The organism is Absiella sp. AM09-50, from assembly GCF_003433845.1.
Lineage (GTDB): Bacteria > Bacillota_I > Bacilli_A > Erysipelotrichales > Erysipelotrichaceae > Hoskinsella > Hoskinsella hominis.
Genome location: NZ_QVFI01000005.1, coordinates 1 through 25211, shown reverse-complemented (window position 1 = coordinate 25211; position 25211 = coordinate 1). Strand labels below are relative to the sequence as shown.

At 35.8% G+C, this 25211-nt stretch carries 25 protein-coding genes, 1 riboswitch and 1 other annotated feature; of the genes, 12 read left to right on the top strand and 13 right to left on the bottom strand.

Annotation, left to right across the window (positions count from 1 at the left end):
* Window positions 1-305 precede the first annotated feature (305 nt).
* Window positions 306-1745, top strand: coding sequence for a hypothetical protein (locus DW114_RS06180; protein WP_117452901.1), 1440 nt, complete (start codon window positions 306-308; stop codon window positions 1743-1745).
* 14 nt (window positions 1746-1759) lie between these two features.
* Here DW114_RS06180 and DW114_RS06175 read toward each other — a convergent pair whose 3' ends face one another.
* The 3 genes from DW114_RS06175 to DW114_RS06165 are packed head-to-tail and all read right to left on the bottom strand — an operon-like array spanning window position 1760 to window position 3899.
* A complete protein-coding gene (locus tag DW114_RS06175; protein ID WP_117452900.1) occupies window positions 1760-2047 on the bottom strand; it encodes a hypothetical protein in 288 nt (95 codons plus the stop codon).
* On the bottom strand, window positions 2047-2850 hold the full coding sequence (gene proC / locus DW114_RS06170; RefSeq protein ID WP_117452899.1) for a pyrroline-5-carboxylate reductase: 804 nt from the start codon (window positions 2848-2850) through the stop codon (window positions 2047-2049). Before proC ends, DW114_RS06175 begins: the two co-directional genes overlap by 1 nt.
* 11 nt (window positions 2851-2861) lie before the next feature.
* Window positions 2862-3899: a suppressor of fused domain protein gene (locus DW114_RS06165; RefSeq protein ID WP_117452898.1), complete on the bottom strand. Its 1038-nt coding sequence runs from the start codon at window positions 3897-3899 to the stop codon at window positions 2862-2864.
* Window positions 3900-4065: 166 nt separating this feature from the next.
* Here DW114_RS06165 and DW114_RS06160 point away from each other — a divergent pair, with 166 nt between their 5' ends.
* The 10 genes from DW114_RS06160 (at window position 4066) to trpA (ending at window position 13307) form a co-directional block, all read left to right on the top strand.
* Window positions 4066-4509: a DUF2975 domain-containing protein gene (locus tag DW114_RS06160; RefSeq protein ID WP_158552195.1), complete on the top strand. Its 444-nt coding sequence runs from the start codon at window positions 4066-4068 to the stop codon at window positions 4507-4509.
* A gap of 15 nt (window positions 4510-4524) precedes the next feature.
* Window positions 4525-4731 (top strand): helix-turn-helix domain-containing protein, encoded by a 207-nt coding sequence (locus DW114_RS06155; RefSeq protein ID WP_117452896.1) that lies wholly within the window; start codon window positions 4525-4527, stop codon window positions 4729-4731.
* An 18-nt stretch (window positions 4732-4749) separates the two neighbouring features.
* On the top strand, window positions 4750-6060 hold the full coding sequence (locus DW114_RS06150) for a DUF4153 domain-containing protein (protein WP_117452895.1): 1311 nt from the start codon (window positions 4750-4752) through the stop codon (window positions 6058-6060).
* Between the two features lie 526 nt (window positions 6061-6586).
* Window positions 6587-6830 (top strand) — a binding site (T-box leader).
* A gap of 140 nt (window positions 6831-6970) precedes the next feature.
* On the top strand, window positions 6971-8416 hold the full coding sequence (locus tag DW114_RS06140; protein ID WP_117452893.1) for an anthranilate synthase component I family protein: 1446 nt from the start codon (window positions 6971-6973) through the stop codon (window positions 8414-8416).
* Entirely contained in the window at window positions 8413-8985 is a 573-nt protein-coding gene (locus DW114_RS06135) for an anthranilate synthase component II (RefSeq protein WP_117452892.1), read from the top strand. The genes DW114_RS06140 and DW114_RS06135 overlap by 4 nt, the downstream gene beginning before the upstream one ends.
* Window positions 8979-10001, top strand: a complete 1023-nt coding sequence (gene trpD / locus DW114_RS06130) for an anthranilate phosphoribosyltransferase (protein WP_117452891.1) — start codon at window positions 8979-8981, stop codon at window positions 9999-10001. Before DW114_RS06135 ends, trpD begins: the two co-directional genes overlap by 7 nt.
* Window positions 9998-10747, top strand: a complete 750-nt coding sequence (gene trpC / locus DW114_RS06125) for an indole-3-glycerol phosphate synthase TrpC (RefSeq protein ID WP_117452890.1) — start codon at window positions 9998-10000, stop codon at window positions 10745-10747. Before trpD ends, trpC begins: the two co-directional genes overlap by 4 nt.
* Window positions 10734-11339 carry a phosphoribosylanthranilate isomerase gene (locus DW114_RS06120; RefSeq protein WP_117452889.1) on the top strand — a complete coding sequence of 202 codons (606 nt, stop codon included), beginning with the start codon at window positions 10734-10736 and terminating at the stop codon, window positions 11337-11339. The genes trpC and DW114_RS06120 overlap by 14 nt, the downstream gene beginning before the upstream one ends.
* Window positions 11336-12520, top strand: coding sequence for a tryptophan synthase subunit beta (trpB, locus tag DW114_RS06115; RefSeq protein ID WP_117452888.1), 1185 nt, complete (start codon window positions 11336-11338; stop codon window positions 12518-12520). Before DW114_RS06120 ends, trpB begins: the two co-directional genes overlap by 4 nt.
* A complete protein-coding gene (gene trpA / locus DW114_RS06110; protein WP_117452887.1) occupies window positions 12513-13307 on the top strand; it encodes a tryptophan synthase subunit alpha in 795 nt (264 codons plus the stop codon). The genes trpB and trpA overlap by 8 nt, the downstream gene beginning before the upstream one ends.
* Window positions 13308-13382: 75 nt before the next feature.
* Here the strand turns inward: trpA and DW114_RS06105 are convergent, their stop codons facing one another.
* From DW114_RS06105 to DW114_RS06060, 10 genes are all read right to left on the bottom strand, one after another.
* A complete protein-coding gene (locus DW114_RS06105) occupies window positions 13383-14240 on the bottom strand; it encodes a sigma-70 family RNA polymerase sigma factor (RefSeq protein ID WP_158552194.1) in 858 nt (285 codons plus the stop codon).
* 117 nt (window positions 14241-14357) lie between these two features.
* On the bottom strand, window positions 14358-15005 hold the full coding sequence (locus DW114_RS06100) for a CBS and ACT domain-containing protein (RefSeq protein ID WP_117452885.1): 648 nt from the start codon (window positions 15003-15005) through the stop codon (window positions 14358-14360).
* 6 nt (window positions 15006-15011) lie between these two features.
* Window positions 15012-15716 (bottom strand): ABC transporter ATP-binding protein, encoded by a 705-nt coding sequence (locus DW114_RS06095; RefSeq protein WP_117452884.1) that lies wholly within the window; start codon window positions 15714-15716, stop codon window positions 15012-15014.
* 1 nt (window position 15717) lies between these two features.
* On the bottom strand, window positions 15718-16494 hold the full coding sequence (locus DW114_RS06090; RefSeq protein ID WP_117452883.1) for an ABC transporter ATP-binding protein: 777 nt from the start codon (window positions 16492-16494) through the stop codon (window positions 15718-15720).
* Window position 16495: 1 nt separating this feature from the next.
* Window positions 16496-17452, bottom strand: coding sequence for a branched-chain amino acid ABC transporter permease (locus DW114_RS06085; RefSeq protein ID WP_117452882.1), 957 nt, complete (start codon window positions 17450-17452; stop codon window positions 16496-16498).
* Between the two features lie 12 nt (window positions 17453-17464).
* The gene (locus tag DW114_RS06080) at window positions 17465-18346 is read right to left on the bottom strand and encodes a branched-chain amino acid ABC transporter permease (RefSeq protein ID WP_117452881.1); all 882 of its coding nucleotides are present in this window, start codon (window positions 18344-18346) and stop codon (window positions 17465-17467) included.
* An 88-nt stretch (window positions 18347-18434) separates the two neighbouring features.
* The gene (locus DW114_RS06075; RefSeq protein ID WP_117452880.1) at window positions 18435-19616 is read right to left on the bottom strand and encodes an ABC transporter substrate-binding protein; all 1182 of its coding nucleotides are present in this window, start codon (window positions 19614-19616) and stop codon (window positions 18435-18437) included.
* A 230-nt stretch (window positions 19617-19846) separates the two neighbouring features.
* Complete coding sequence (locus DW114_RS06070) at window positions 19847-21244, bottom strand: hypothetical protein (RefSeq protein ID WP_117452879.1); 1398 nt, start codon at window positions 21242-21244, stop codon at window positions 19847-19849.
* Window positions 21216-22202: a hypothetical protein gene (locus tag DW114_RS06065; RefSeq protein ID WP_117452878.1), complete on the bottom strand. Its 987-nt coding sequence runs from the start codon at window positions 22200-22202 to the stop codon at window positions 21216-21218. Before DW114_RS06065 ends, DW114_RS06070 begins: the two co-directional genes overlap by 29 nt.
* Before the next feature lie 253 nt (window positions 22203-22455).
* Window positions 22456-22671 carry a hypothetical protein gene (locus tag DW114_RS06060; protein WP_117452877.1) on the bottom strand — a complete coding sequence of 72 codons (216 nt, stop codon included), beginning with the start codon at window positions 22669-22671 and terminating at the stop codon, window positions 22456-22458.
* 33 nt (window positions 22672-22704) lie between these two features.
* Window positions 22705-22789, bottom strand: a riboswitch (cyclic di-GMP riboswitch).
* 466 nt (window positions 22790-23255) lie between these two features.
* Here DW114_RS06060 and glmS point away from each other — a divergent pair.
* On the top strand, window positions 23256-25070 hold the full coding sequence (glmS, locus tag DW114_RS06055) for a glutamine--fructose-6-phosphate transaminase (isomerizing) (RefSeq protein ID WP_117452876.1): 1815 nt from the start codon (window positions 23256-23258) through the stop codon (window positions 25068-25070).
* The last annotated feature ends 141 nt before the right edge of the window (window positions 25071-25211 follow it).

Genomic DNA, 25211 nt, shown 5'->3' with positions numbered 1-25211 from the left:
CACGCTTTGTGCTTTCAGGATACGTTGTTTTCAAAATTTGGAAATTATATGAAAAAAGGCAGCAGAACTGCCTCTTTTCATCTATTGAAACCAATTTTCTTCCCAAAAAAACAAAACAATATTAATAATTAAAAGAATAATATCTATCGATAAGATATGCATGAGGCAAGCTACATTCCCTTTAGCTTACATTAATAGTTTACGGTGTCAAACAAAAAAAATCAACATGTGACAAAGATTGTGACATTGTTTCTGTCACAATCAGAAATAATTTGTTATAATAAATGCAAAAGGTTGGGATATTTATGAGTGATTTTTCTAATTACTTTAAAGACTGTATTCATCAAAACCATGTCAATGTTTCCTTACTGTCCAGACAAAGCGGAATCAATCGTACACTGCTTCAAAAAATCATAACAGGCGCAAGGATTCCATCAGAGGAAAGCTTCTTTGAAAAGGTGCTGCCTTATATGATGCTTTCTCTTCGTCAACAAGAAGAACTAATGCGCTTATATCACATTGAAAAGATTGGAAAGGAAGCTTATTCTCAGCATATGATTATCAAATCCTTCATTGAACATCTACAGGCAAATGCCCATGTAGAATCGCCAATGTTGAAGATGAGTATCGAAAGCGAACCAAAAAAGGAAACCTATTGTGTATATGATAAATACAGTTTGATTCAATGCATGTCCAGTGCTCTTGGACGTGTCAAAACAAAAAAAGATCCTGTAGTCTATCTATTAATGCAGGATGCTGATCCAAGCATTTACGATTTTATCGCAAGTGCCCTGTACGGTCGTAAAGATGTTACCTTAATTCATCTGTTGTGCTTTCAAAGCGCAAATGTGGATAGTAAAGCAGAACTGCTGTTCAATATCAAGTTGTGTGAAAGCTTTACACCTTTATTACTATGTGGATGTAACTATCAGCCATTATGCTACTATCATAGTTCGGCAGTTGATCAATCTTATTATGCGCCTTATCCATATGTTTTCTTAACAGATGATTGTGTCATCAATTTCAGAAAAGATTTATCTGGTGCGTTAATCACCCATGAACCTGGTATTTTAAATCAGTTTCAGGATTTCATTGAAAAGCGCAAGTCTATATCGATTTCTATTATTCAAAGACATCACAGACCAACAGAAATCTTACAGCCGTATCTTCAGGAGCTGAATAAAACATCTTTTGATGATCCAATATGTTCATTCATGCAGGAGCCATGTGTATTGCCTTTATTTCCAGTGGAAGAGATCATTAAGAAGATAAAACCAGAAATACGCAAAGATCAACATGCGATGCATATGTTGCAGGATTATCTGGAAAAGCTTCATCAAATGGAAGACATGACCATCTATTTCACAAGAACTGGTTTATATCGATTTATGGAAACTGGACAGATATCAGAAGTGCCAAGTTATATGTATGAGCCATTTAATAAGCAGGAACGCAAAATGATTTTGAAAAAAATGATTGAACAACAGGAAAGCAGTCATTATCATGCCTATCTGGTGAATAACAAATTTACCTTTCATCAATCCTTATCCATTGCCGTGTATAGTGAAAATCGCATACTGTTTCGCTATGGCATGGATGATCGTGGCACAAGCTTTTTGTTTCATGAATTAAGTTTTGGGACAATGCTTTCTGATTTCTTTCAGTTCTTAAAAACCAGCTCCATGGTAGAAAAGCCTGAAGATACCATGGCTTTCCTATTAAGTGTTTATCAACAAACATTATAAAAAGAAGTGTAGACTTATTTACACTTCTTTTGCTTATATTGATATATAAGCAGGATGATCAAAGATATCAAAAACAATACTATGGCAATCATCCATGCCAGCATGATATCTGGAATATAGACAACAAGTGCCGCATTCACGAACATGACAAGACCCCAGAAAGATACAGCCTTTCCATCGCTTTGTCCTTTTTCCATACGGATACGATTGCCATATCGCATAATGACAACACCAATTATCAGCCATAAGATAGCAGATAAAATTGAATAGATTTCCGTTGATGCTAAATGAATGCTTTCCATTATTTTTTACTCATTTCCTTACCACGGTTTGCGCAAGCTCTCATACCTTCTATAATTGCACTGCGTAATCCCATTTCTTCCATTTTTGCGACTGCTTCAATCGTTGTGCCGGCTGGTGAACATACCATATCTTTTAATTCACCCGGATGTTTTCCCGTTTCTAACATCATCTTTGCGCTGCCAATCATTGCCTGTGCGGCAAATGCATAGGCATCATTTCTAGAAAGCCCCTGCATCACTGCCCCATCTGCCATGGCTTCTAACACCATGAATATATAAGCAGGGGATGAACCGGAAACAACCATGACAGCATCCATCAAACGTTCTTCTACTTCTCGACACTGTCCAAAGCTTTCAAAGATTGCGATGACATCCTCTTTATCATCTTGATCACAGTTATCACTAAAGGATAACGCACTCATTGCCTCCTGTACCATTGCAGGAGTATTTGGCATGGCTTTTACTGTTTTTACTTTACGTCCAAACATTTCTACAACATCCTGTGTAGAGATTCCGGCCGCAATATTGATGATAATGACATCATCCTTCACAATATCTTTGATAGAAGTAATTACTTCTTTATATAAATATGGCTTAATCGCAAGTACCACAATATCACTGTTTTTCGCAACACTTTCATTATCAGATATATAACAATCATAAATTTCTGATAATTCACTTAATCTTTCGGGATGAGCATTACTGACGATCATATGATCTCCATCTACTAGATTTGCTTTCATAATACCTTCCACCATGGCTCTTCCCATGTTTCCACAACCTATAAATCCTATCGTTTTCATATTTCTTCTCCTTACATTATATAGCGCTTTGTTTCACATATATGCTTGATCAGCGCTTCACGTTTTACTTTATCATGTGCATCTTCAAATTCCTGTTGACTGATTCCTGCAATCCATAATAGGTGAACACCATCTTTCTTTATATCTAAAGGAATGGGATGTTTCATACAGGCATCATCAATAACAATCGCATAAGGGTACTCTTTAATTTTCATATCCAGCGTATGCCCATGTGCCACACAGCTGATGGTATGCCATGGCACCCCACATAATCCAGCTAAAGAAGCGTAAAGATCCAAGCGCTGCTTTTCATCAAAATGTGCCTGATCTGTAGCGATAATATATTCTGCCTTTGCCTCCATCATGCTCTCATAACAAGCAAGTCCCTGTGGCATTGGAAACATTCCACAGCCAATACTTACACCATAACAAATATTTTGTTTTTCAAATGTTAACAGCAGTCTGGTTGGAAATTCATCTTTATTTAAATCGAAACATTGCTTTGCTTTCCCAAAGTAATCATTTAAGTTTTCAAAAAAGGAATTATTGTAGGTTTTCCACTCCAAATTGAATTCCTGTTTCCAAAACTGTTTCCCTTTTTCCACATCCTCGATATATCGTCTGCCTTCTTCCATCTTCATAGCTGCCAGACTGTTTTCTTTTACATATTTAGAAAAACCACTGCTATTTTGATTTTTCCTATATGGCATAACGCATATAAGCTCATCATCATGATATAATCCAGCAGTTTCCCCAGATGGACTCCATACGATTTCAAGGGCCGGGGACAACCATTCTACATGATCATGCTCCTCATAATAACATTTTGGTAATACCGGCTGTACACCCTCCAGCATTTCATCAGGTTCAAAACGTTCCTTTGCGTCTACCAGATTTTTTATCCAGCAGCCACTATGAGCGATAAGCCGTTCACTTTCAAAATCTAGATCATAAACATACATATAAATACTTTGTCCATCACTGATAACATCCGCCGCTAGAGGACACAGCGGTGATTGTGAAAATATTAAACTTTTTTCATTTTCCATAAAGCTCTCCTTACGTTTGTTATATTATACCAAGATAATGAATCAAAAAACATACGTTTTTCATAGTTCATTGCATTTCAATATAAATTTATCGTTTTTCAATAAAAATATATTGATTTTCATATTATCTCATGATACACTAAACATGTAGAAAGAGGTGATTTCCTTGTGGAATAAAGATCATTCCTTACAATTATCCCTATGGGCTATTCGTATCTTCTTTGTTTTATGGATATGTTTTTGTGTATTTGGCTATTTCATTGTGAAAGCTTATGTCGAATACAATCATGTCTATGAAGCTTTTGAAGTGATATTGATCACATTATATCTGTGTCTTGCCATCGCAATCTTCTTATTGTTTGACTTATACAAGCTATTGACCAATATTAAACAAGAAAAAATCTTCATCCATGACAATGTCTATTGTTTGCGCAGGATATCCTGGTTATGTATCATAGTGGGCATCATTACTCTTATATCCACCATGAAATATATGCCATTTATCATGGTATCTGTAACCTTTGCGTTTATCGCCTTAATTGTTCGCGTAGTAAAAAATGTTATGGAGCAAGCAATCTTTATCAAAGAAGAAAATGATTACACCATATAGAAATGAGGTGCCTGTATGCCGATTATTGTAAATCTGGATGTCATGATGGCCAAGCGCAAAATTTCAGCTGGTGAACTGGCACAAAAAATTGGTATTACCAATGCCAATTTATCCATCTTAAAAAACAACAAAGCCAAGGCAATTCGTTTTTCCACACTAGAAGCGATTTGTGAAGCCCTGGATTGCCAGCCAAGTGACATTTTAGAATATGTAAAAGACTAAAGAAAAGAGGAACATATCATGTTGAAAAAAAGCATCACATCTGATGTGGGTTTTCGTGTACCCAAAATGAACCATAAAACACTGGATATCCTGTTTAGTATCACACTATTTATCCTGACACTGTTATTTATTTATCAAACATCCTTCTTCCACACAGACACCTTAAGTGCCTTATATATGTTGGTATTATTAGGTATTTCCTTACTGTATCAATACTTAAGGATGAAAAAGTTAAGGAAACAAAGCTTGTATCTTGCGATTTTTCTATTTGTGGATATACTGCCAAATATCATCTATCAAAATCAGCCTTTCCTGAAAATGGTCAACTTTCTATTCTTCAATATCATCTATGCCTATTGGTTTCTAGATTGTGGAAATCATCTGATTAAAGAAAAAGAAAGTGATTGGATCATCAATGATATCCTACATGCGATTCTGCATGCGCCATTTCATTATCTGTCCACAAGCTTTCAATTATTTAAATCCGCATTTCCTTTCAAATTCAACGACAGCTTAAAGATTTTACTTGGACTATGTTTCAGTATTCCACTGCTATTTTTGATTATTCCTTTATTAATGCGTGCAGATAATATGTTTGCTTATTACATTGAACAGATCCATTTTGATGAGGAATTTATCTTTCGTTGGCTTATGACCCTGTTTTTTACCTTTCCATTGTTCTTTTATTATCTGTCTTTAAGCTATGGAAATATTGCTCATCAATCTATTTCATTATATCAAGAGGATATCATGCTACAACGAAGAAAACGTCTTTGTTTTCTGCCTTCTACCATTTGCACAACCATAGAGCTGGTATTATGTGCGACATATTTCTTGTTCTTTATCGCAGGTATTCAAGGCATTATATCCTCTATGGGAATGAATCGTGATGTATTCAGTTTTTCCGATTTTGCACGTCAGGGATTTTTTAAATTATGTGTGATTGCCACCCTTAATTTAACAATCATCATTATGATCAATGTCACAAGTGAATATCGTACACAGTTTGCGATATGGGTAGAAAGATGCTTGATTATCTTGACCGTTTTATTGGTGCTTTGCGCTATGACAAAACTTTATCTTTATATTTCTGCCTATGATGCCCTTACCTATTTGCGTATGTATGCTGCATGGTTTTTATGTTTATTGTTAGGTGTTTTTCTATTATTGTTATTTCGTAAAAAAGATGGTACGCCACATATCCTGTGGATTACACGCTTTGTGATGGCAGCCTTTCTCATATTGAATCTTATAAATGTACCACACTGGGTAAACAACAGTTATGATGAAACTGCACCATATACCATAAAGGAATACCATGAAGAATGATATCAAAGGATTATTATCCTGTAGTATCTTTAGCTTTCTGTTTGTTCATCTTCAGGTCAGTATCGCAGAAATACCCTGTTCCCTATATCAGATTTCCGTTGTATTTTCTGTGATTTCATGGATGATATCCATCGTGTATCTGTTTATATCCATGATCTGTAGTAATAAGTATTGCACCTGTATGCAGATGCTGATTAAAGATTTTTTATACCTGGGAATTTACTTAACCCTCTTATTACTATTTTCCCTATTTGATGCTGGCAAAACATTCGCCCTATGGCTGTGGATACCATATCCCCTTTGTGCGATGCTGTTATTATGTTTTTTCCTTTTACAATTTTCAATATCTATTCTGATGAAGTGCTATATGACCATTATTTCTTTTCAGGATATCCTAAACCAATCGTCTTAACCATCTTAGACAAATTATTCATTATGTAAATACATTGTAAACAAATTTGAAAGAATTTGAAAAATATTTGAAAAACCATTGACACATGTTTCTTATCGTTTTATAATCAAACCAATAAATTTGATGATTCAGGAGAAGTAGCATAGATAAATGATTTTATAGAGAGTTGGCGATGGTGGAAAGCCGATAAATGATCCTATGTGAATGGACCTGATAGAAGCACAGGCGAACGTAATCACTATTAGCTTGTGACGCAATTCCAGCGTTATCAAAGGAAACAGACATGGTGGTGTTTGTATAAGAGTGTTTGATAACACAAAATTAGGTGGCATAACGAAGCAGATTCTTCGTCCTATTGTGGATGGAGAATCTTTTTTATATCCACTCTTATACATCCTGAAAGAAAGGACGTATGAAAAATGAAGAATAAAAAATTTTCCATGAAGGTGAAACGATGGTGTAGATCATAAACTGCCACCTGATTGGAAAGGAGCAAATATGTATTACCCAGATAAAAAAACATTGCGTATATTACGCAGTCAGTATGATACGATTCCTGTATATGCAAAACTTCCCTATGATGGAAAAGATATATTGGAAATCTATCAGGCATTTCATGGACCTTATGCCTTCCTATTGGAAAGTGAAACCCAGATGTACAATGGACATTATTCTATCATTGGCCTTCCTTGTGATCATCGCTTTCTCTATGATGGGATGCATAGTTATGATATCCATGAAGATAAAAAGATACAATTACATGGTCATCCAATGAAGCATTTAGAAGCCATGTTAGAGAAAAAAAGTCCTGTATATCCCGACATTCCTGTATTTACAGGAGGAGCCATTGGACATTTCAATTATGATATTGCCGGACTTTATGAAAATATTTCAAATCATGAACAGGAATCACTTCATCTGCCAATGATGCATTTTGGGTTTGTGAATGCATGTATCATCATTGACCATACCCAGAAAACTGTTTATTTCATCATCCATGCAGATGCAGACACCTGTTTAGAAAAATATGATACTATCTGTGAAAACCTTCAACAGATGATAACACGCTATAAACAATCCACACCTTATACAATCTTAAAAGATACAAAGCATAGAGCGTTTCAGACAAGTCATGATAAAGAAAGCTTTATGCATATGGTAGAAAAAGCAAAGGACTATATTTATGAAGGAGATATCTTTCAGGTTGTTTTAAGTCAAAGAATGGAATGTGATTATGATGAAGACCCACTCAGCGCATATGCGAAATTACGCACGATGGGTTCTTCTCCCTATATGTATTATTTAGATTTTGACAGCTATGTGATTGCTGGTGCATCTCCAGAATTACTTTTACAAGGTCGAAAGGACCTGATCACGACCAAGCCAATTGCTGGCACTAGAAAACGTGGAAAAGACACAAAACAGGATCAACAGCTGATGGAAGAATTAATACACGATCCTAAAGAAAATGCCGAGCATATGATGCTGGTAGATCTTGGAAGAAATGATATTGGTAAAGTATCTAAAAGTGGTAGTGTTGAGGTAACTTCCTTAAAACAAATAGAATATTATCCCTCAGTTATGCATCTATGCAGTGAAGTTTCAGGCACCTTAAAAGATGAAATGAGTGTTTTTGATGCATTTGCATCTGTATTACCTGCCGGTACTTTATCTGGAGCACCTAAAATCAAAGCAATGCAGATTATCAATGAATTAGAAGCGATACAACGTGAAATTTATGGTGGGGCGATTGGTTTTCTGGGATATAACCAATTGTTTGATACCTGTATTACCATACGTACTATCTTGTTTCATAAACAAAAAGCCTATATACAGGCAGGCGCTGGTATTGTGAAAGATAGTCAACCAGATAAAGAATATGAAGAAACATTTCATAAAGCTACTTCCCTTCTACATGCTTTGGGTTGTGAGGTTGCATTATGATACTTGTCATTGATAATTATGACTCTTTCACATATAACCTTGTACAATACGTCAGTGAAATAGAGCCTGATATATGCGTGAAACGAAACGATGCTATTACACTTAATGAAATTGAATTATTAGCACCAGATGCCATTATATTTTCACCCGGCCCTGGCATTCCTTCCAAAGCTGGTATCATGGAAGATATCATCCAAGCGTATTATCAAAAAATCCCAATGTTAGGCATCTGTCTTGGTCATCAGGCAATCGCAGAAGTGTTTCAAGCGACCATTACACATGCGAAAACAATGATGCATGGAGAAAGCAGCAGGATTCAAATCATAGATACTGGTGGAATATTTGAAAATATGACAGATACCATCATGGCAGGTCGTTATCATTCCTTAATTGTAGAGAACATCAAAGCTCCCCTGATGATTACCGCCATCAGTGAAGATCAGGAGGTTATGGCAATCGCCCATCAACACTATCCTGTATATGGCGTACAATTTCATCCCGAAAGCCTGTTAACACCAAATGGTAAACAAATCATTATGAATTTTATAAGGAGGATTTCAAAATGTTGAAAAAATATATTAAAAAAATCAGTGAAGGACAAGACTTAAATAAAGCGGAAATGATCGATGCTATGACTTCCATCATGGAAGGAAATGTCAGTCCCGAACAAGTCAGTGCCTTTTTAATCGCAATGAAAATGAAAAAAGAAAGCCCAATAGAAATTGCTGCCAGTGCTCAGGTCATGATGGAAAAAGCCACAAAGCTTCCTGTGCATATCGATGATGTACTAGATATCGTTGGTACTGGTGGAGATTGTTTAAATACATTCAATATTTCTACGACTTCTGCTTTTGTCTTATGTGGAGCAGGTGTTCATGTCGCAAAACATGGAAATCGTGGTGTATCAAGTAAAAGCGGTAGTGCAGATACCTTAGAGGCACTTCATGTCAATATCAGCTTAACCCCACAAAAAGCCGCTTACCTTTTAAAAACTGTAGGCATCACCTTCCTGTTTGCCCAGGTATATCATCAGAGTATGAAATATGTAGGCCCTATACGAAAAGAGCTGGGAATCAAGACCATGTTTAATATTTTAGGCCCTTTAAGCAATCCTGCATGTCCAGATACCTATGTCATTGGTGCTTATAATAAAGAAATGGCAGATATGATGATTCGTGTATATCAGGAGCTACAGGTGAAACGTGCCATTGTTGTACATGGAGAAAATGGTATGGATGAGGTATCCTTGAATGGTCCTACTTATATTACAGAATTAAAAGATGATAAAATTATTTCCTATACGATTCAACCTGAAGATTTTGGTATGAGAAGTTGTGAATTATCTGATTTAATTGGTGGTGACAGTGAAGAAAATGCTTCTATATTTATGGACATCCTACAAGGTAGAAAAGGACCAAAGCGTGATGCTGTCATCTTAAACAGTGCCCTTGCTTTATATGCACATCATAAAGCAGATACCATAGCAGATGGTATTACTCTAGCAAAACAAAGCATTGATACCAAAGCCGCTCTTCATAAATTTGAACAGTTTCGTGAATTATCCAATCAAGAGGTTGCCCTATGATTTTAGATACCATTATTGAAAAGAAAAAAGAAACGCTGGAGCAGTCTTTTCAAAATCAAAGTCTTTTGTATCATCCCATTGCGCACCAAATGAAAAACAAAGAAGATTTATTCGTGATTGGAGAGATAAAAAAAGCAAGTCCCAGCAAAGGCGTCATTGTAAAAGATTTTAATGTAGAAAAGTTCACGAAAGAATATACGATGGCAGGTGTGGATGCCCTCTCTATCCTTACTGAAGAAAATTTCTTCCAGGGTTCTTTAGAAAACATCAAGCTTGCGAAAGCTTTCAGCCATATTCCTGTGTTACGAAAAGATTTCATTATGGATGCCAGAGAGATCATTCAAAGTAAACAAGTCGGTGCCGATATGATTCTACTCATTACAGCGATGTTGAGTGATGAACAGCTTCGTACATTTTATCAGATGGCGAATATGTTATATCTTGAATGTATTGTGGAAGTTCATAATGAAGAAGAATTGACGCGTGCCTTAAAGATTCATCCTGAAATCATCGGCATCAATAATCGTGACTTGTACACATTTGAAGTATCCTTAGAAACCACAAAGCGCTTAGCACAAAAGATTCCAGATGATATATGTATCGTTTCAGAAAGTGGTATTTTTACCCACGATGATATGGAATTTGTGAAAGCTGCCGGCGTAGATGCGGTACTCATCGGAGAAAGTTTTATGCGATGTGATAACTTTATGGAGCATCTGCAGCATCTACGTTATGGTTCATATTAAAATCTGTGGCATGTGCAGCATACAGGATATTCAATGCGTTAATGAAGTAAAAGTAGACTATGCCGGCTTTGTATTTGCATCTGGGAAACATCAAATATCCATTAACGAAGCAAAAAATCTTATTCCACATTTAAACCACAGTAAAAGTGTAGGTGTCTTTGTGAATGAACAGGTAGATGAAATTGCACATATTGCAAATACAATCCATCTGGATGTGATACAGCTACATGGAGAAGAAAGTCAAAAAGATATACAATATCTGAAAGAAAACACCCCATGTGAAGTATGGAAGGCGATTCGCCTTCACACTTTGAAAGATTATCAATTATTTCATGAACTTCATCCCGATTGTTTCCTTGTGGACAGCTTTGATAGATCAAGCTATGGTGGAACCGGGAAAAGAATTAAAAAAGAATTACTGGCATCCTTAGATTTAAGCGATAAAATACTGGCAGGTGGTATCAATACACAAAATGTACATGAAATACTATCGTATCATCCTTATATGATTGATGTATCCAGTGGTGTAGAAACAAATGGCAGTAAAGATATACAAAAAATAAGAAAATTAATAAGCGAGGTAAAAAAATGATAAAAGGTATGTATGGAAGTTATGGCGGTCAATATGCCCCAGAAACTTTGATGGTTGCGTTAAATGAACTAGAAGAAGCCTATGCGGCAGTAAAGGATGATCCATCCTTTCAAGAAGAATTAGCATTTTATTTAAAAGAATATGCCAATCGTCCTTCTTTATTCTATTATGCGAAAAAGATGAGTGAAGATTTAGGTGGCGCGAAGATTTATTTAAAACGAGAAGACTTAAATCATACAGGTGCCCATAAAATCAATAATGTTTTAGGACAAACATTAATTGCGAAACGTATGGGAAAAACCAAAATTATCGCAGAAACAGGAGCTGGTCAGCATGGTGTTGCCAGTGCGACTGCCGCTGCATTATTCGGTATGGAATGTGAAGTATTCATGGGGGAAGAAGATATCAAAAGACAGGCATTGAATGTCTTTAAAATGGAACTTTTAGGTGCGAAGGTAACCAGCGTATCTAGTGGTACTGGAACATTAAAGGATGCGACCAATGAAGCCATGCGTACATGGGCACAACGTTGTGAAGATACATTCTATGTATTAGGTTCTACCGTAGGACCACATCCCTACCCGATGATTGTACGCGATTTTCAAAAGATCATCAGTGAAGAAACCAAAGCACAATGCTTAAAAAAAGAAGGTAGATTACCTGATTATGTCATTGCCTGTGTAGGCGGTGGCAGTAATGCCATGGGCAGTTTCTATGATTTTATTGAAGATGAGCAGGTACAATTAATTGGCTGTGAAGCAGCTGGAAAAGGTGTAGATACAGCATTACATGCTGCCACGATCACAAAAGGCAGTACAGGTGTTTTACATGGTATGAAATCCATATTCCTTCAAGATAAATTTGGACAGATTATGGATGTATACTCTATATCTGCTGGTCTAGATTATCCAGGTGTTGGACCTGAACATGCGCATTTAAATGAAATCAAACGTGCAAAATATGTGCCTGTCACAGATGAGGAAGCAGTTAATGCATTCTTGTATTTGACAAAGACAGAAGGCATCATACCAGCTATTGAAAGCTCCCATGCCTTAGCATACGCAATGAAGCTGGCGCCAACGCTTTCAAAAGATAAAATCATCGCTGTCACGCTATCTGGTCGTGGAGATAAAGATGTAAAAAGTATTGCGGAATATATGGAGGTACAAATCAATGAATAGAATCGATCAAAAAATGCAAGACCTGAAAGCGAAACATCAAAGTGCTTTTATTGGCTTTTTAACTGCTGGTGATCCCGATATCCCCACATGTCTTGCCTGTTTAAAACAAATGGAGGATAACGGCTGTGATATCATAGAAATCGGGCTTCCCTTCAGTGATCCCATCGCAGAAGGACCATTGATTCAGGCAGCAAACCTGCGTGCATTGACTCATGGCATTACCACAGATGATGTCATGGAAATGGTAAAAACATTTCGATTACAAAGTGACATTCCTTTATTATTCTTATTGTATTACAACCAGATTTTCACTTATGGCATAGAGAAATTTCTAAAAGCCTGTCATGACGCAGGTATTGATGGACTTATTATTCCTGACTTGCCATTGGAACATCGGGAAGAAATCGTACCATACGCAGATGCATACGATATCGATATCATTTCCCTCGTTACTCCTGTATCCAAACAAAGAAAACAAGAAATCGTATCTAACAGCAAAGGCTTCTTATACTGTGTAACTTCTACTGGTGTAACAGGTGAACGTAGTTCTTTTAAAACAGATTTAAAAGCCTTTATTGATGAATTAAATCAATATACAGATACACCAAAAGCACTGGGCTTTGGTATATCTACACCTGAACAAATTAAAGAAATGAAAAATTATGCGGATGGTATTATCGTTGGTAGTGCAATTGTTAGAAGAATTGAAGCAATCACAACCCAAAATAAAACCCCGGAGGATGTCGGTGAATTTGTGAAAACATTAAGTGATGCCTGCCATGCTTAAACTATTTCCCAGGAAATAGACAAAATTAATGAATTATTCCTATATAAAGACTAAAAAGGACTATTTTAGTCCTTTTTAGTCTTTGATATCATGATAATACAAGTCTTTTAATTCTTCTTTTACATTGCGTGAACCAAGTTTACGCATAGCTTTATTTTCAATCTGACGAACACGTTCTCTGGTAATGCCATAAATTTTACCAATATCCTCTAAGGTCATTGGTGTTTCTCCATTTAGACCATATCGTCGTATGATAACATCTCTTTCCCGCTCTTTCAAAACAGATAACGATTTTTGTACAGTTTCTTTCATATACATAGCATCTGCATTTTGTTGCGGTGTTAAGGTAGCTTCATCGGATAACATATCTCCAAGACTAGTATCCCCATCCTCATCTATTTGAGCATCAATGGATACTGTTGTTTGTGTTAATCCCATTAAATCGCGAACTTCTTCAGGTGTCATATTACAATCTTTTGCAATTTCCTCGATGGTTGGCTCTCTTTGCAGCTCTTTCATCAAACGATCAATCGCCTTACGGATCTTAAATTCACTTTCTGCGATATGCACAGGTATATGAATAATCTTTTCTTTATCTAAAATATAACGTGTGATATACTGGCGAATCCATTGGGTTGCATATGTGGAAAACTTAAACCCTTTACGATAATCAAACTTTTCTACAGCACGAATTAATCCAAGATTTCCTTCTTGAATCAAATCCATAAATGGTACATTATAACGGTTAAACTGCTTTGCGATATTTACGACAAGCTTTAAATTACAATCAATAAAATACTCCTTCGCATTTTCATCGCCTTCTTCAATTTTCTTGAAATATTCAATTTCTTCTTCATGTGTCAATCTAGGATATCCACCAATAGAACGCAGATAGCTTTGTACATTGCCACGGATAGATTGTGAATTTCCCATACTTCCGCCCTCTTTCATGTATCCTTCTATGCCTTTATTTTATCGTATCCACTCTTGAATTACAAGAAAAATAAAAGCCCTTTTAATGAGCCATGAGCTTTAAAAGGGCAATTTATTTTAATTAGGATTCTTAGTAATACTTAATACTTTATAGCCACTTGCTTCTAAATCTTTTTCCAATTCATCTGTTTGGAATGTATCAATACGAATGATCATATCCGCAAAGCCGTTATGTTGTGAATATACCCCTAAGTGGGTAATATTGCAGTTATTGCGAACAAAGATTTCTGACAAGCTTCCGATTGTGCCAAGTTCATCTTTTACTTCGATACAAACGCGGCTTCCTCTTTCGCGATATCCTAAGATATCAAGGAATGCGCTTAATACATCGTTGCTTGTTAAGATACCAACAACTTCTTTATCATCATTTACAACTGGTAAACATCCGATATCATGTTTATACATCAACAATGCTGCATCTTCCAAGAAAGAATCTTCGTGGATGGTAATGACATCACGAATCATGATTGCATCAACGGTTGTTTTACTTAACAGATAATTTAATTCATAGATACTCAGACTGGTCGCTTTTGTTGCGCCATTCTTTGAAATCATTCCTTCTGTCACTAGACCTACTAATTTTTTGCCATTGACAACAGGAATACGGTGTAATTTTTTCTCATTCATGATATCGACGACTTCACTGATCTTATTGTTTACACCAATACAAATAGGATTTTTCGTCATTCTGTTTTTTACATACATGGTTTCTTATCCTCCTAAGTACGCTTTCTGGATTTCTTCACTTTCAGATAGTTCTTTTCCTGTACCACTCATTACAATATTTCCGGTTTCCATAACATAAGCACGATGAGCGATGGATAAAGCCATACGTGCATTCTGTTCCACCAGCAATACAGTTGTGCCCTTCGCATTGATATCTTTGATGATATTAAAGATTTCTTTTACAAGAATTGGTGCTAAGCCCATACTTGGTTCATCCAGCAACAGAATTTTTGGATTTGCCATCAATGCTCTTCCCATGGCTAACATCTGTTGTTCACCACCGGATAAAGTTGCTGCATTTTGTTTACTACGATCCTTCAATATTGGAAAACGGTCATAAACTGCTTCTAAATCACGTTTGATACCATCTTTATCTTTTCTCTGATAAGCTCCAAGCTCCAAATTTTCTAATACAGTCATTCCAGCAAAGATTCTTCTTCCTTCAGGAACATGACTGATACCTAGTTTCATTATATCCTGTGCTGAACATTTATTCAACACTTTCCCATCATAGGTAATCGTACCGGCACTTGGTTTTACAAGTCCACTTAAGGCTTTTAATATACTTGTTTTCCCAGCCCCGTTCGCACCAATCAGGGTTACGATTTCGCCTTCATTTACTTCCAAGTCAATGCCTTTTACCGCATGAATAGCACCATATTTTATATTCAGTCCTTCTACCTTTAACATACTATATCTCCTCACCCAAATAAGCTTCGATTACTCGTTTATTTGTTTTGATTTCTTCTGGTACACCTGATGCGATAATCTTGCCATAATCTAATACATAGATTCTTTCACACAGATTCATAACCAGTGACATATCATGTTCAATCAATAGAATACTGATATGGAATTCATCTCTGATAAAACGAATCAGATTTGTTAATTCAGCGGTTTCTTGCGGATTCATACCGGCAGCAGGTTCATCTAAGAATAATAGTTTAGGATTTGTTGCCATGGCACGGGCAATCTCTAATCTTCTTTGTTCCCCATAAGGCAGGTTGCTAGCAAGTTCATCCTTTTTATCCTCCAAATGGAAGATTTTTAATAACTCCATTGCTTTCTTACGCATCTTTTCTTCTTCTTTATAAAAGGCAGGTAAACGTAACAATGCTGTAATGGTTCCATATTTTACATCTTTGTTCATGGCAATTAAAACATTATCTAAAACTGTCATTTCTTTAAACAGACGAATATTCTGGAATGTTCTCGCAAGACCCATAGCTGTAATCTTATATGGTTTTACACCATTTAGTTTTACTGCTTTTCCATCTTTTTCAAATTCAATTGTTCCCTCACTTGGAACATATACCCCAGTTAACATGTTAAACAATGTTGTTTTACCAGCACCATTTGGTCCAATCAGACCAACTAGTTCTCCTTCATTGATTTCCATATTTACATTGGAATTTGCACAAAGACCATCAAAGTTCTTTGTTAATTTTTTTACAGAAAGTAAAGGCATATTAATCTACCTCCTTTTTCTTTTTCCACTTCGCAGGAAGAAAATCTGTGATTTCTTTATTGCCGAATAATCCCTGTGGTCGATATACCATGATTAAGATAATCGCTAATGCATAAATGATCATACGAATTTCCGCATAACTCTGTAAGAACAGGTTGATTAATCCTAATACGATTGCCGCAAGGATACTTCCAGATAGAGAACCCATTCCACCAAATACAACGATAACCAAAATATCGATGGATTTCATAAATCCAAACGTAGATGGTTTTAATACATAGAAATATGAAGCGTATAATGCACCAGCTATGGATGCCAGTACAGCACCAATAACAAATGCCAATGTTTTATATTTTGTTGTATTGATACCCATAGATTCACTGGCAATTTCATCTTCACGTACAGAAATACAGGCACGTCCATGTGAAGAACGAACAAAGTTGTGTACAACCAGAATGCTAATGACGATAAAAATAAATACTAATGGAAATGTTGTCAGTTTAGGAATACTGCTTAAGCCAGCAGCACCACCCGTGATTTCCATATTTTGAATTGCAATACGAATGACTTCTGAAAAGCCTAATGTTGCGATGGCAAGATAATCTCCACGCAAACGAAGAGTTGGAATAGCAACGATTAAAGCAACAATAGATGTAATGATCGCACCAATCAACATTCCTAAAAATAGCCCTCCCATATTAGGGATTTTCAATAATGTAATAGCTGCACAATATGCGCCAATTGACATAAAACCTGCATGTCCTAAAGAGAACTGTCCGGTAAAACCGATAATCAGGTTAAGTCCTAATGCTAATATAATATTTATACCAATCGTAATAATTGTTACCTGATAAGTATTTGGAATCAAATTTCCCATAATCATTGCCTGAAAGATACCAAAGATCACACATGCAATGATGGTCCATATCAAATTGCGTTTTGTAAATTGATTTTTCATAGACGATTCCTCCTAAACTTTCTCTTTCACATTTTTACCAAGTAAACCACTTGGTTTGATGATCAGAATAATGATCAGGATCAGATATACGACAGCATCTTTTACCATAGAGAAGCCATATCCACTAGCTAATGTTTCAAGAATACCAATAGCCTCTCCACCTAGCATTGCGCCAGGAATAATTCCGATACCACCAAATACTGCGGCGATAAATGCTTTTAGACCTGGTATCATCCCCATTAAAGGGTCAATAGAGTTATAATACATACCAATCATAACACCAGCAGCACCGGCTAATGCACTACCAATGGCGAAAGTAAATGAAATTGTGTGATTTACATTGATTCCCATTAATTCTGCTGCATCAGGATCTGTAGACACGGCACGCATTGCTTTACCAATTTTGGTTTTCTTAACGATCAACTGTAAAGCAATCATTAATACAATAGAAGTAATGAAAATCATAATCTGATGATTACTGATTTGAAGTCCAGCAACGGTATACACTTCTTTAGGGAAGAAATCAGCTGGATATGTACGAATGTTTGGTCCCATTACATACATCATTGCATATTCCATAAATAAGGAAACGCCAATTGCAGTTATCAAAGATGTAATTCTTGATGCGTGACGTAATGGCTTATATGCAATCTTTTCAATTAGTACACCTGTAAACATACAGATCAACATTGCGATAATCAAAGTTGGGAAAAATCCTAACCCCCATGATGTAGAAGCAAAGAAACCAACATATGCACCTAACATATAAATATCACCATGTGCAAAGTTAATTAATTTGATAATTCCATAGACCATGGTATAACCTAGAGCGATCAATGCGAAAATACTACCTACCGACAGACCATTGATCAGCTGTTGTAAAAATATTGTCATACGAATACCCCTTCCTATATACATTTGAAACGTCAAATAAGGTGAAAGTGCGCTTTCACCTTATTTATGTTGTTTATCAAATATCTTCTTATTTTGTTACATCAACATCAACAGCAGAAGCCTGTTCGCCATCTTTTAATTCAACGAATTTAATTGATTTAATAGGTGTGTGATCATCATCCATTGAGAATGTTCCTGTAACACCTGTGAAGTCTTTATATGCAGCAATTGCATTTGTAATTGCTTCTGGATCATCACTACCAGCTTTTTCGATTGCATCTTTAACAAAGTAAGCTAAGTCATATCCTAATGCAGCAAATGTATCAGGAGCTTTATCATATTCATCTTTATAAGCTTTCAAGAATGCATCAACTTTTTCGTTCTTTTCTGTAGTAGAGAAGTGAGTAGTGAAGAATACGTTATTTAATTTATCTGCACCAACAACTTCTTTTAATTTAGGTGAATCAAATCCATCAGGTCCTAAGATTGGTTTTTCAATACCAGCTTCACGAGCCTGTTTTACGATCTGACTTGCTTCTTCATAATAACCTGGAATCAACATTGCATCATAATCTTTGCCTTTGATTTTTGTTAATACAGAACTGAATTCTTTATCACCCTGTGTATAGCTTTCATTTCCAACAATGTTTCCACCTAATTTTTTGAATTCATCAGAGAATACTTTTGTTAAACCTTTTGCATAATCACTTGAGTTATCAGAATATACTAATACATTTTTCCATCCTTTATCAAAAGCAGCTTTTGCTAATGCTTTCCCCTGGAATGAATCAGAGTAACAAATTTTAAAGCCATATGGCTGTACACTTCCATCAGTTTTCAAAGTCGCATCATCTGCTGTAGCTGAAGCTGAAAGTGTTGGAATTTTGTTTTCTGAAGCCATTTCAAATGCCTGTTTTGTCAATGATGAAATTGCAGGTCCTAAAATAACCTTAGATCCATCCTGTACCAACTGATTATAAACGGTTGGCATGTCTGTATCACTTGTTTTATTATCCAATACATCTAAATCAATTTTCTTTTGTTTGTCGCCGACTTTTACACCGCCAGCAGCATTGATTTCTTTAACAGCTAATTTAATGCCATCAACGTGACTTGTTCCATAAGTAGCTGCTGTTCCTGTTTGTTCATAGTTTACGCCCCATTTAACTGAATCTTCATTAGAGCCTTCATCTTTACTGCCGCAACCAGTCATTGTAAATGCCATTGCCGCACATGCTGCCATTGCAACATATTTCTTAAAATTTCCCATGTTTTTCTCTCCTTCTCTTTTTTTCTTTCCTCAAAATAATCAATACGTTTAATTGATTAACAATATTATAGCGCATTGAAATTACATTGCAAGTGTTTTCTGCAAATTTTTACAATAATTTTCAGTAATACTATCATTTTATTTCAAAGTTTTCTAAAATAGTTAAAACCTCCTGTTTTTTCATAATTAAAGGAGTGAACCTGGGCAAAGTCCACTCCTTCTCATGATAATTAATATTTACTCATACCTCTTCGACGAAGATAATTTTTTATTGGTTTATAATAATACAACAATAAAGCCGGAATCAACAGACATAATAATCTTCCAAATATCGTATTTGCAAATAGCAGCAGTACACCAAGCCAAGGATTTCTTCCTGTAAGCGTTCCATACACATCTTCCTTGCATATGATGATATCCTGCTTTTGGGCTGTATGCTTTCTGGTTTCTACAACCATATTATGATTTTCATCGATTGTTTTGATAAATCCTGTCCTTGGACCCTCTTTTGTTTCGTAAAGAATGATTTCATTTTCATATACTGCATCTGTACGTCCAATGGAATCAAAGAATGCCAGATCATTACAAAGTAAATCAGGTTCCATTTCATCTGTTTCTACTATATATGCAATTTTACCAAATGCCTCTGATTTTTTCTCAGGTGATGCAGTGGAAACATATAATACAAATAGATTCACAACAATGCTGCAGGTAATCGCAGCAATCAAAACAGTCATAACCAGCTGATCAAATCCCTTATGACGCTGATTTCTTACGAATTGATTTACAATATCTTCATAGCTGTCTTGTTTCGGTATCACGATACGAACGCCATCATCTAAATCCATGTCTTTTTCATAAAAGGGGAAATTTGTATATTGGGATATCTTTTGAGCACGCACGACCAACGTAATCAAAGCGATGATGACAACGATCAGAAAGTAGAATAAGTAATTTGACTGTCCAAAGTAATCAAACAGATGGGTAATGTTCTGCATACTGACAGGATCACTTATCAAATTATAGTAGCCACTGCTTAAGCGTAATATCCAAATGATAATTGCACTAATCACAATGACATATCTTGCATCACGCTGTTCTGTTATAAATAGCGAACATTCCATCGTAACAACCGTAACAAATATGATATCAACAAGCCCTACCATATAGAGCGATATCATGTAATTCACAATGAATGGATATTGTAACAACATGGTCAACAGGATAGTAACGATATATCCTATTGTATAGTAGATAACGATTTCCTTTAAACGTATCAACAACTTGGTCAAAATCATCTTCAACGGATCATATCCGTTTTTTGCCAGTGTGTACCATTTATTTGCTGATATCTCCGCAAATGTAAGTAAATCGAAATAGCGTATCATATAGACAATATACATAATGAAAGCAACTAAAACATAAAGACTAATCGTAGAAAAATAGCTTGGCATCATAAACTGTGGAACACTTTGTGACAGGACACTGCGCGTTAATGCCTGTAACACCAGATGAATAATAAAAGAAAGAATAGCAATACTCACTCCGTACCATAGAATGCTTTGACTTTTTCTTTTCTTTTCAATATATGACAATTTTCTATCCGTTTGTTTTACTATTTTGTTCATACTGATATACGATCTCTTTCCACGCGTTTTCAACACAATATGGGTGCTGTTCTATAAACTTTGGGTAGTAGTAGTTCTTTCCCAGCGTTGCACATATTGCATCATATCCAGCAATATTATTATGCTGATCCCAAACTTCTAATCGATTGCCATTTCTACGATATTCATAATCGGGCATTGTTTTCATTAGATATTCTTCCATTTCCTTTGCACGATCGTCCCTTATGATTGCACACAGGTGATCCCAAGTTTTGATAAAATCCTGTACGGGAGAATTACAAAGAAATCTACCATCATACAAGGGGGAAATATGGGTTGCACAGGCTTCTATCATTTTGTAATCAAAAGAAGAAAATAACAATGTCCGTTTTTGTCTTTGCAATTCCTGACATATCGTTTGAATCGCAAGAATACATTTCTCATCATAATATAATCTTGCTAAATTCCAGATAATCAGTTTGCTTTCTGTATAGTAACCAGCCATTAATTCCACTACGCTTTTTTCCGGTGGAGTTAATGTACTGATTTCTCTTTCACTTAAATAACCTAGATTAACATCCAACAAATCTTTGGCAATCTGATGCTTCCTTTCATCAATACTGCCAGGCTCCTTTGCTGTAATAAATGTGAGATATTCAAGAACACTCATGTTCTCAAACATCATGTTTGTACTTCCTATATAGTAGACATGCGGTAAAATCAAACGTTTTTTCCGCATCATCCCTGTCTCATTTAAAACACATCTGCCATCTTTATACGGTCTGGCATTCGCAACGATTTCAAGAAATAAACGCACTTCAAATGCTTTATTTCCAATAATCGCCCAGATTTCGCCTTCTAAAGCTTCAAAATTCAGGTCCTGAAATACTTGGACAGGCTGCTCGTTATCCTTTTGGTAAAATTCCATACTTGCAACATGTTCCATCAGAACACTTTGTTTTCTCCTCTGTTCCTCCATACGCCACACCTATTTCATTTCCACAGATGGATATGACAGTTTCCAACTGTTTACGCAATTCTCAGCGTTCATATGCCATCAACAGGAAAAACAGTCCTTTCCCTACACACTAATCATAACTTCCAGGGACACAGACTGTCAAACGTTACTTTTATTTTTACGTTCCTGTCTATCAGCAATAATCGCTTTTCGGCCACTATTTGGTTATTTATTAAATTTTGACAACTCGTTTCCAGCTTATGATTTCACTATCCTAGCCGATAGCGAATCCTAAGACTTTCTCGTTAAATATGCTTTTCTTAATAAACGCCGCTGGAATTTGATTGCCTAGGGAAGGTGTATGTAAAGATATCCATTTAGCCAAAATGTTTGTCTTCATTACCTTAGCGTTTCTGCATATAGCCTTTATGCAGCTTTCCGCATTCCCATTTGGAAGTGCCAACGCACCATCAAATAAAGTTTTTTTCATGTTTCTCTCTCCTCCATTGAACATGCTTTATTCTTCGGCAACTGGCTGTCGTATTTTCTAATAAATAGACCCTATAGCTTTGCGTCACCAGATCACTCTGGCTTTGCCTTGTTTCCTCCAAGTGGTATATACCACTTGGTCTATACCAATTATAGACCATGTCTTATTTTAATGCAAGCGTTTACTTAAAATTTTTATCATTTTTTTGTAAAAATCGCTTTCATTTGTTACAAATCTTTTTCAAAACTCCAATTTTCCTTATAATAACGGCATATATTTCAATAACCTGCTCTTTTTTTTATCTATGGAATTGTATATATGTCCTATACTTCTCATAAAAAAACCTATTGCAATTTCAAATAATCATAGTATACTAATACCAGTTATTATTTTTACCAAGGAGGATCGTGGGTAGTAATAATGAGCGCCTGGACCTACGGGTTGACGAGGATAACAGTTATCGAAAGATTCGGCGGGTACTGTTACGGTTATTGTGGATCGAAAGAGAATAGACAAAAGCAACATCATAATGCTACAAAAACTATTCTCAACACACTATTTTTTATCATGGAGGAACATAAAATATGTGTGGAATAATTGGCTATGTGGGATCAGAGAAGATCTCAAATAGTGTTTTGATTGCGGGTTTACACGCCTTAGAATACCGTGGGTATGACTCTGCAGGATTAGCACTGGCACAAAATGATCAGGTAACAATTATCAAAGCAAAAGGAAATGTCAGCTTTTTAGAGGAAAAGCTTGAAAAGATGAACACAAAAGGAACAACATTGGGAATTGCCCACACACGTTGGGCAACGCATGGTGAACCAAATGAAACAAACAGTCATCCCCATCAAAGTGGATTGGTAACGCTTGTTCATAATGGTATTATTGAAAATTATAATACGATCAAAGAAGAACTGGAAAACGCAGGTTATGATTTTTATTCACAAACAGATAGTGAAATTGCGGCAGCTTATATTGACTATTGTTATTTTCTGACAAAAGATAAAGTGTCTGCTTTAACGAAAGCTTATCAGCATTTCAAAGGAAGTTTTGCATTTGCTATCATCTTTCAGGATGAACTGGATGTAATATATGCTATGCGAAAGAATTCACCGCTTGTTTTAGGTGTTGGTGAACATCAGAACTTTCTGGCAAGCGATATTTCAGCTTTCTTAAAATATACAAACCAATATATTGTGTTAGAACATGAAGAAATTGCTGTTCTTCATAAAAATCAAATTACCATTCAAAATCTGAATGGTGATCTGTTGGATAAAGAAATACAAACTAGTGAAATGGATATCACAGATATCCAAAAGGGCGGCTATGAACACTTTATGTTGAAAGAGATTCATGAAGAACCAGATGTTGTGAAAAAAACAATCGATTCACTTATGCAAAATAATCTATTGGATCTATTGAATACAATGCCCAATTTAAAACAATATGATCAAATACATATCATTGCCTGTGGCAGTGCGATGTATGCTGGTATGATAGCGAAATCCTTGATTGAATCAAGAGCACGCATTCATGTGGATTGTATCTGTGCAAGTGAATATCGTTATGCAAATCCTATTTATACAGGCAATACATTAGCCATCTTCATTAGTCAATCTGGTGAAACTGCGGACACAATAGCTGCTTTACAACTAGCAAAAGCAAATGATGTCGCAACCCTGGCAATCGTCAATGTCATTGGTTCTACTATTGCTCGTGATGCTGATCATGTTATTTATACGAAAGCTGGACCTGAAATCTGTGTGGCAACGACAAAGGCTTATTGTACACAGGTAGCTGTCTTATCTTTACTTGCCTGCTATCTGTCCTATGTTCATGGCCATATGCAGGATGATGAAGTTATGCAGTTAAGTAAAGAAATCAAAACTTTACCGAAATTAATGCAACAGCTTATTGAAAAAGATTATTCTGCATTTGCAAAGAAAATATATCAGCATAATGATGTGTTCTTTATAGGGCGTGGATTGGATTATTCTTTATCCATGGAAGGCAGTTTAAAACTAAAAGAGATATCTTATATACATAGTGAAGCCTATGCGGCTGGTGAATTGAAGCATGGAACGATTTCTTTAATTGAAGAAGGCACCCCTGTCATCGCACTTGCGAGTGATGAGGATTTATATGAAAAAACGATTAGTAATATCAAAGAAGTAAAAGCCCGTGGTGCTTATGTTTTATTGATCATCAGCGATGATTTACAGATAGCACATGATGGATATGATGATATTTTGCGTATACCAAAAACTGATAAATTGATTCAGGCAATACTGGGTGTCATACCATTACAGTTATTAGCTTATGAAATCGCTAGACTTCGTGGTTGTGAAATAGATCAGCCCAGAAACCTGGCTAAATCGGTTACTGTTGAATAACGGTATTTACCTGTAAAGTGCCTTGACTTCCTAATATTACACACACTTTGGTACTTTACAGTTAAATATATAAAGAAAGAAGCGACATGAATGATCAGCTTGTGTCAAGTAGACACACAAAATAATTAAAACATTTTTGTC

Excerpts from the sequence above, each read along its gene's own strand:
- DW114_RS06180 (WP_117452901.1), top strand. The coding sequence starts at position 306 with ATGAGTGATTTTTCTAATTACTTTAAAGACTGTATTCATCAAAACCAT.
- DW114_RS06175 (WP_117452900.1), bottom strand. The coding sequence starts at position 2,047 with ATGGAAAGCATTCATTTAGCATCAACGGAAATCTATTCAATTTTATCT.
- proC (WP_117452899.1), bottom strand. The coding sequence starts at position 2,850 with ATGAAAACGATAGGATTTATAGGTTGTGGAAACATGGGAAGAGCCATG.
- DW114_RS06165 (WP_117452898.1), bottom strand. The coding sequence starts at position 3,899 with ATGGAAAATGAAAAAAGTTTAATATTTTCACAATCACCGCTGTGTCCT.
- DW114_RS06155 (WP_117452896.1), top strand. The coding sequence starts at position 4,525 with ATGCCGATTATTGTAAATCTGGATGTCATGATGGCCAAGCGCAAAATT.
- DW114_RS06150 (WP_117452895.1), top strand. The coding sequence starts at position 4,750 with ATGTTGAAAAAAAGCATCACATCTGATGTGGGTTTTCGTGTACCCAAA.
- DW114_RS06140 (WP_117452893.1), top strand. The coding sequence starts at position 6,971 with ATGTATTACCCAGATAAAAAAACATTGCGTATATTACGCAGTCAGTAT.
- DW114_RS06135 (WP_117452892.1), top strand. The coding sequence starts at position 8,413 with ATGATACTTGTCATTGATAATTATGACTCTTTCACATATAACCTTGTA.
- trpD (WP_117452891.1), top strand. The coding sequence starts at position 8,979 with ATGTTGAAAAAATATATTAAAAAAATCAGTGAAGGACAAGACTTAAAT.
- trpC (WP_117452890.1), top strand. The coding sequence starts at position 9,998 with ATGATTTTAGATACCATTATTGAAAAGAAAAAAGAAACGCTGGAGCAG.
- DW114_RS06120 (WP_117452889.1), top strand. The coding sequence starts at position 10,734 with ATGGTTCATATTAAAATCTGTGGCATGTGCAGCATACAGGATATTCAA.
- trpB (WP_117452888.1), top strand. The coding sequence starts at position 11,336 with ATGATAAAAGGTATGTATGGAAGTTATGGCGGTCAATATGCCCCAGAA.
- trpA (WP_117452887.1), top strand. The coding sequence starts at position 12,513 with ATGAATAGAATCGATCAAAAAATGCAAGACCTGAAAGCGAAACATCAA.
- DW114_RS06105 (WP_158552194.1), bottom strand. The coding sequence starts at position 14,240 with ATGGGAAATTCACAATCTATCCGTGGCAATGTACAAAGCTATCTGCGT.
- DW114_RS06100 (WP_117452885.1), bottom strand. The coding sequence starts at position 15,005 with ATGTATGTAAAAAACAGAATGACGAAAAATCCTATTTGTATTGGTGTA.
- DW114_RS06095 (WP_117452884.1), bottom strand. The coding sequence starts at position 15,716 with ATGTTAAAGGTAGAAGGACTGAATATAAAATATGGTGCTATTCATGCG.
- DW114_RS06090 (WP_117452883.1), bottom strand. The coding sequence starts at position 16,494 with ATGCCTTTACTTTCTGTAAAAAAATTAACAAAGAACTTTGATGGTCTT.
- DW114_RS06085 (WP_117452882.1), bottom strand. The coding sequence starts at position 17,452 with ATGAAAAATCAATTTACAAAACGCAATTTGATATGGACCATCATTGCA.
- DW114_RS06080 (WP_117452881.1), bottom strand. The coding sequence starts at position 18,346 with ATGACAATATTTTTACAACAGCTGATCAATGGTCTGTCGGTAGGTAGT.
- DW114_RS06075 (WP_117452880.1), bottom strand. The coding sequence starts at position 19,616 with ATGGGAAATTTTAAGAAATATGTTGCAATGGCAGCATGTGCGGCAATG.
- DW114_RS06070 (WP_117452879.1), bottom strand. The coding sequence starts at position 21,244 with ATGAACAAAATAGTAAAACAAACGGATAGAAAATTGTCATATATTGAA.
- DW114_RS06065 (WP_117452878.1), bottom strand. The coding sequence starts at position 22,202 with ATGGAGGAACAGAGGAGAAAACAAAGTGTTCTGATGGAACATGTTGCA.
- DW114_RS06060 (WP_117452877.1), bottom strand. The coding sequence starts at position 22,671 with ATGAAAAAAACTTTATTTGATGGTGCGTTGGCACTTCCAAATGGGAAT.
- glmS (WP_117452876.1), top strand. The coding sequence starts at position 23,256 with ATGTGTGGAATAATTGGCTATGTGGGATCAGAGAAGATCTCAAATAGT.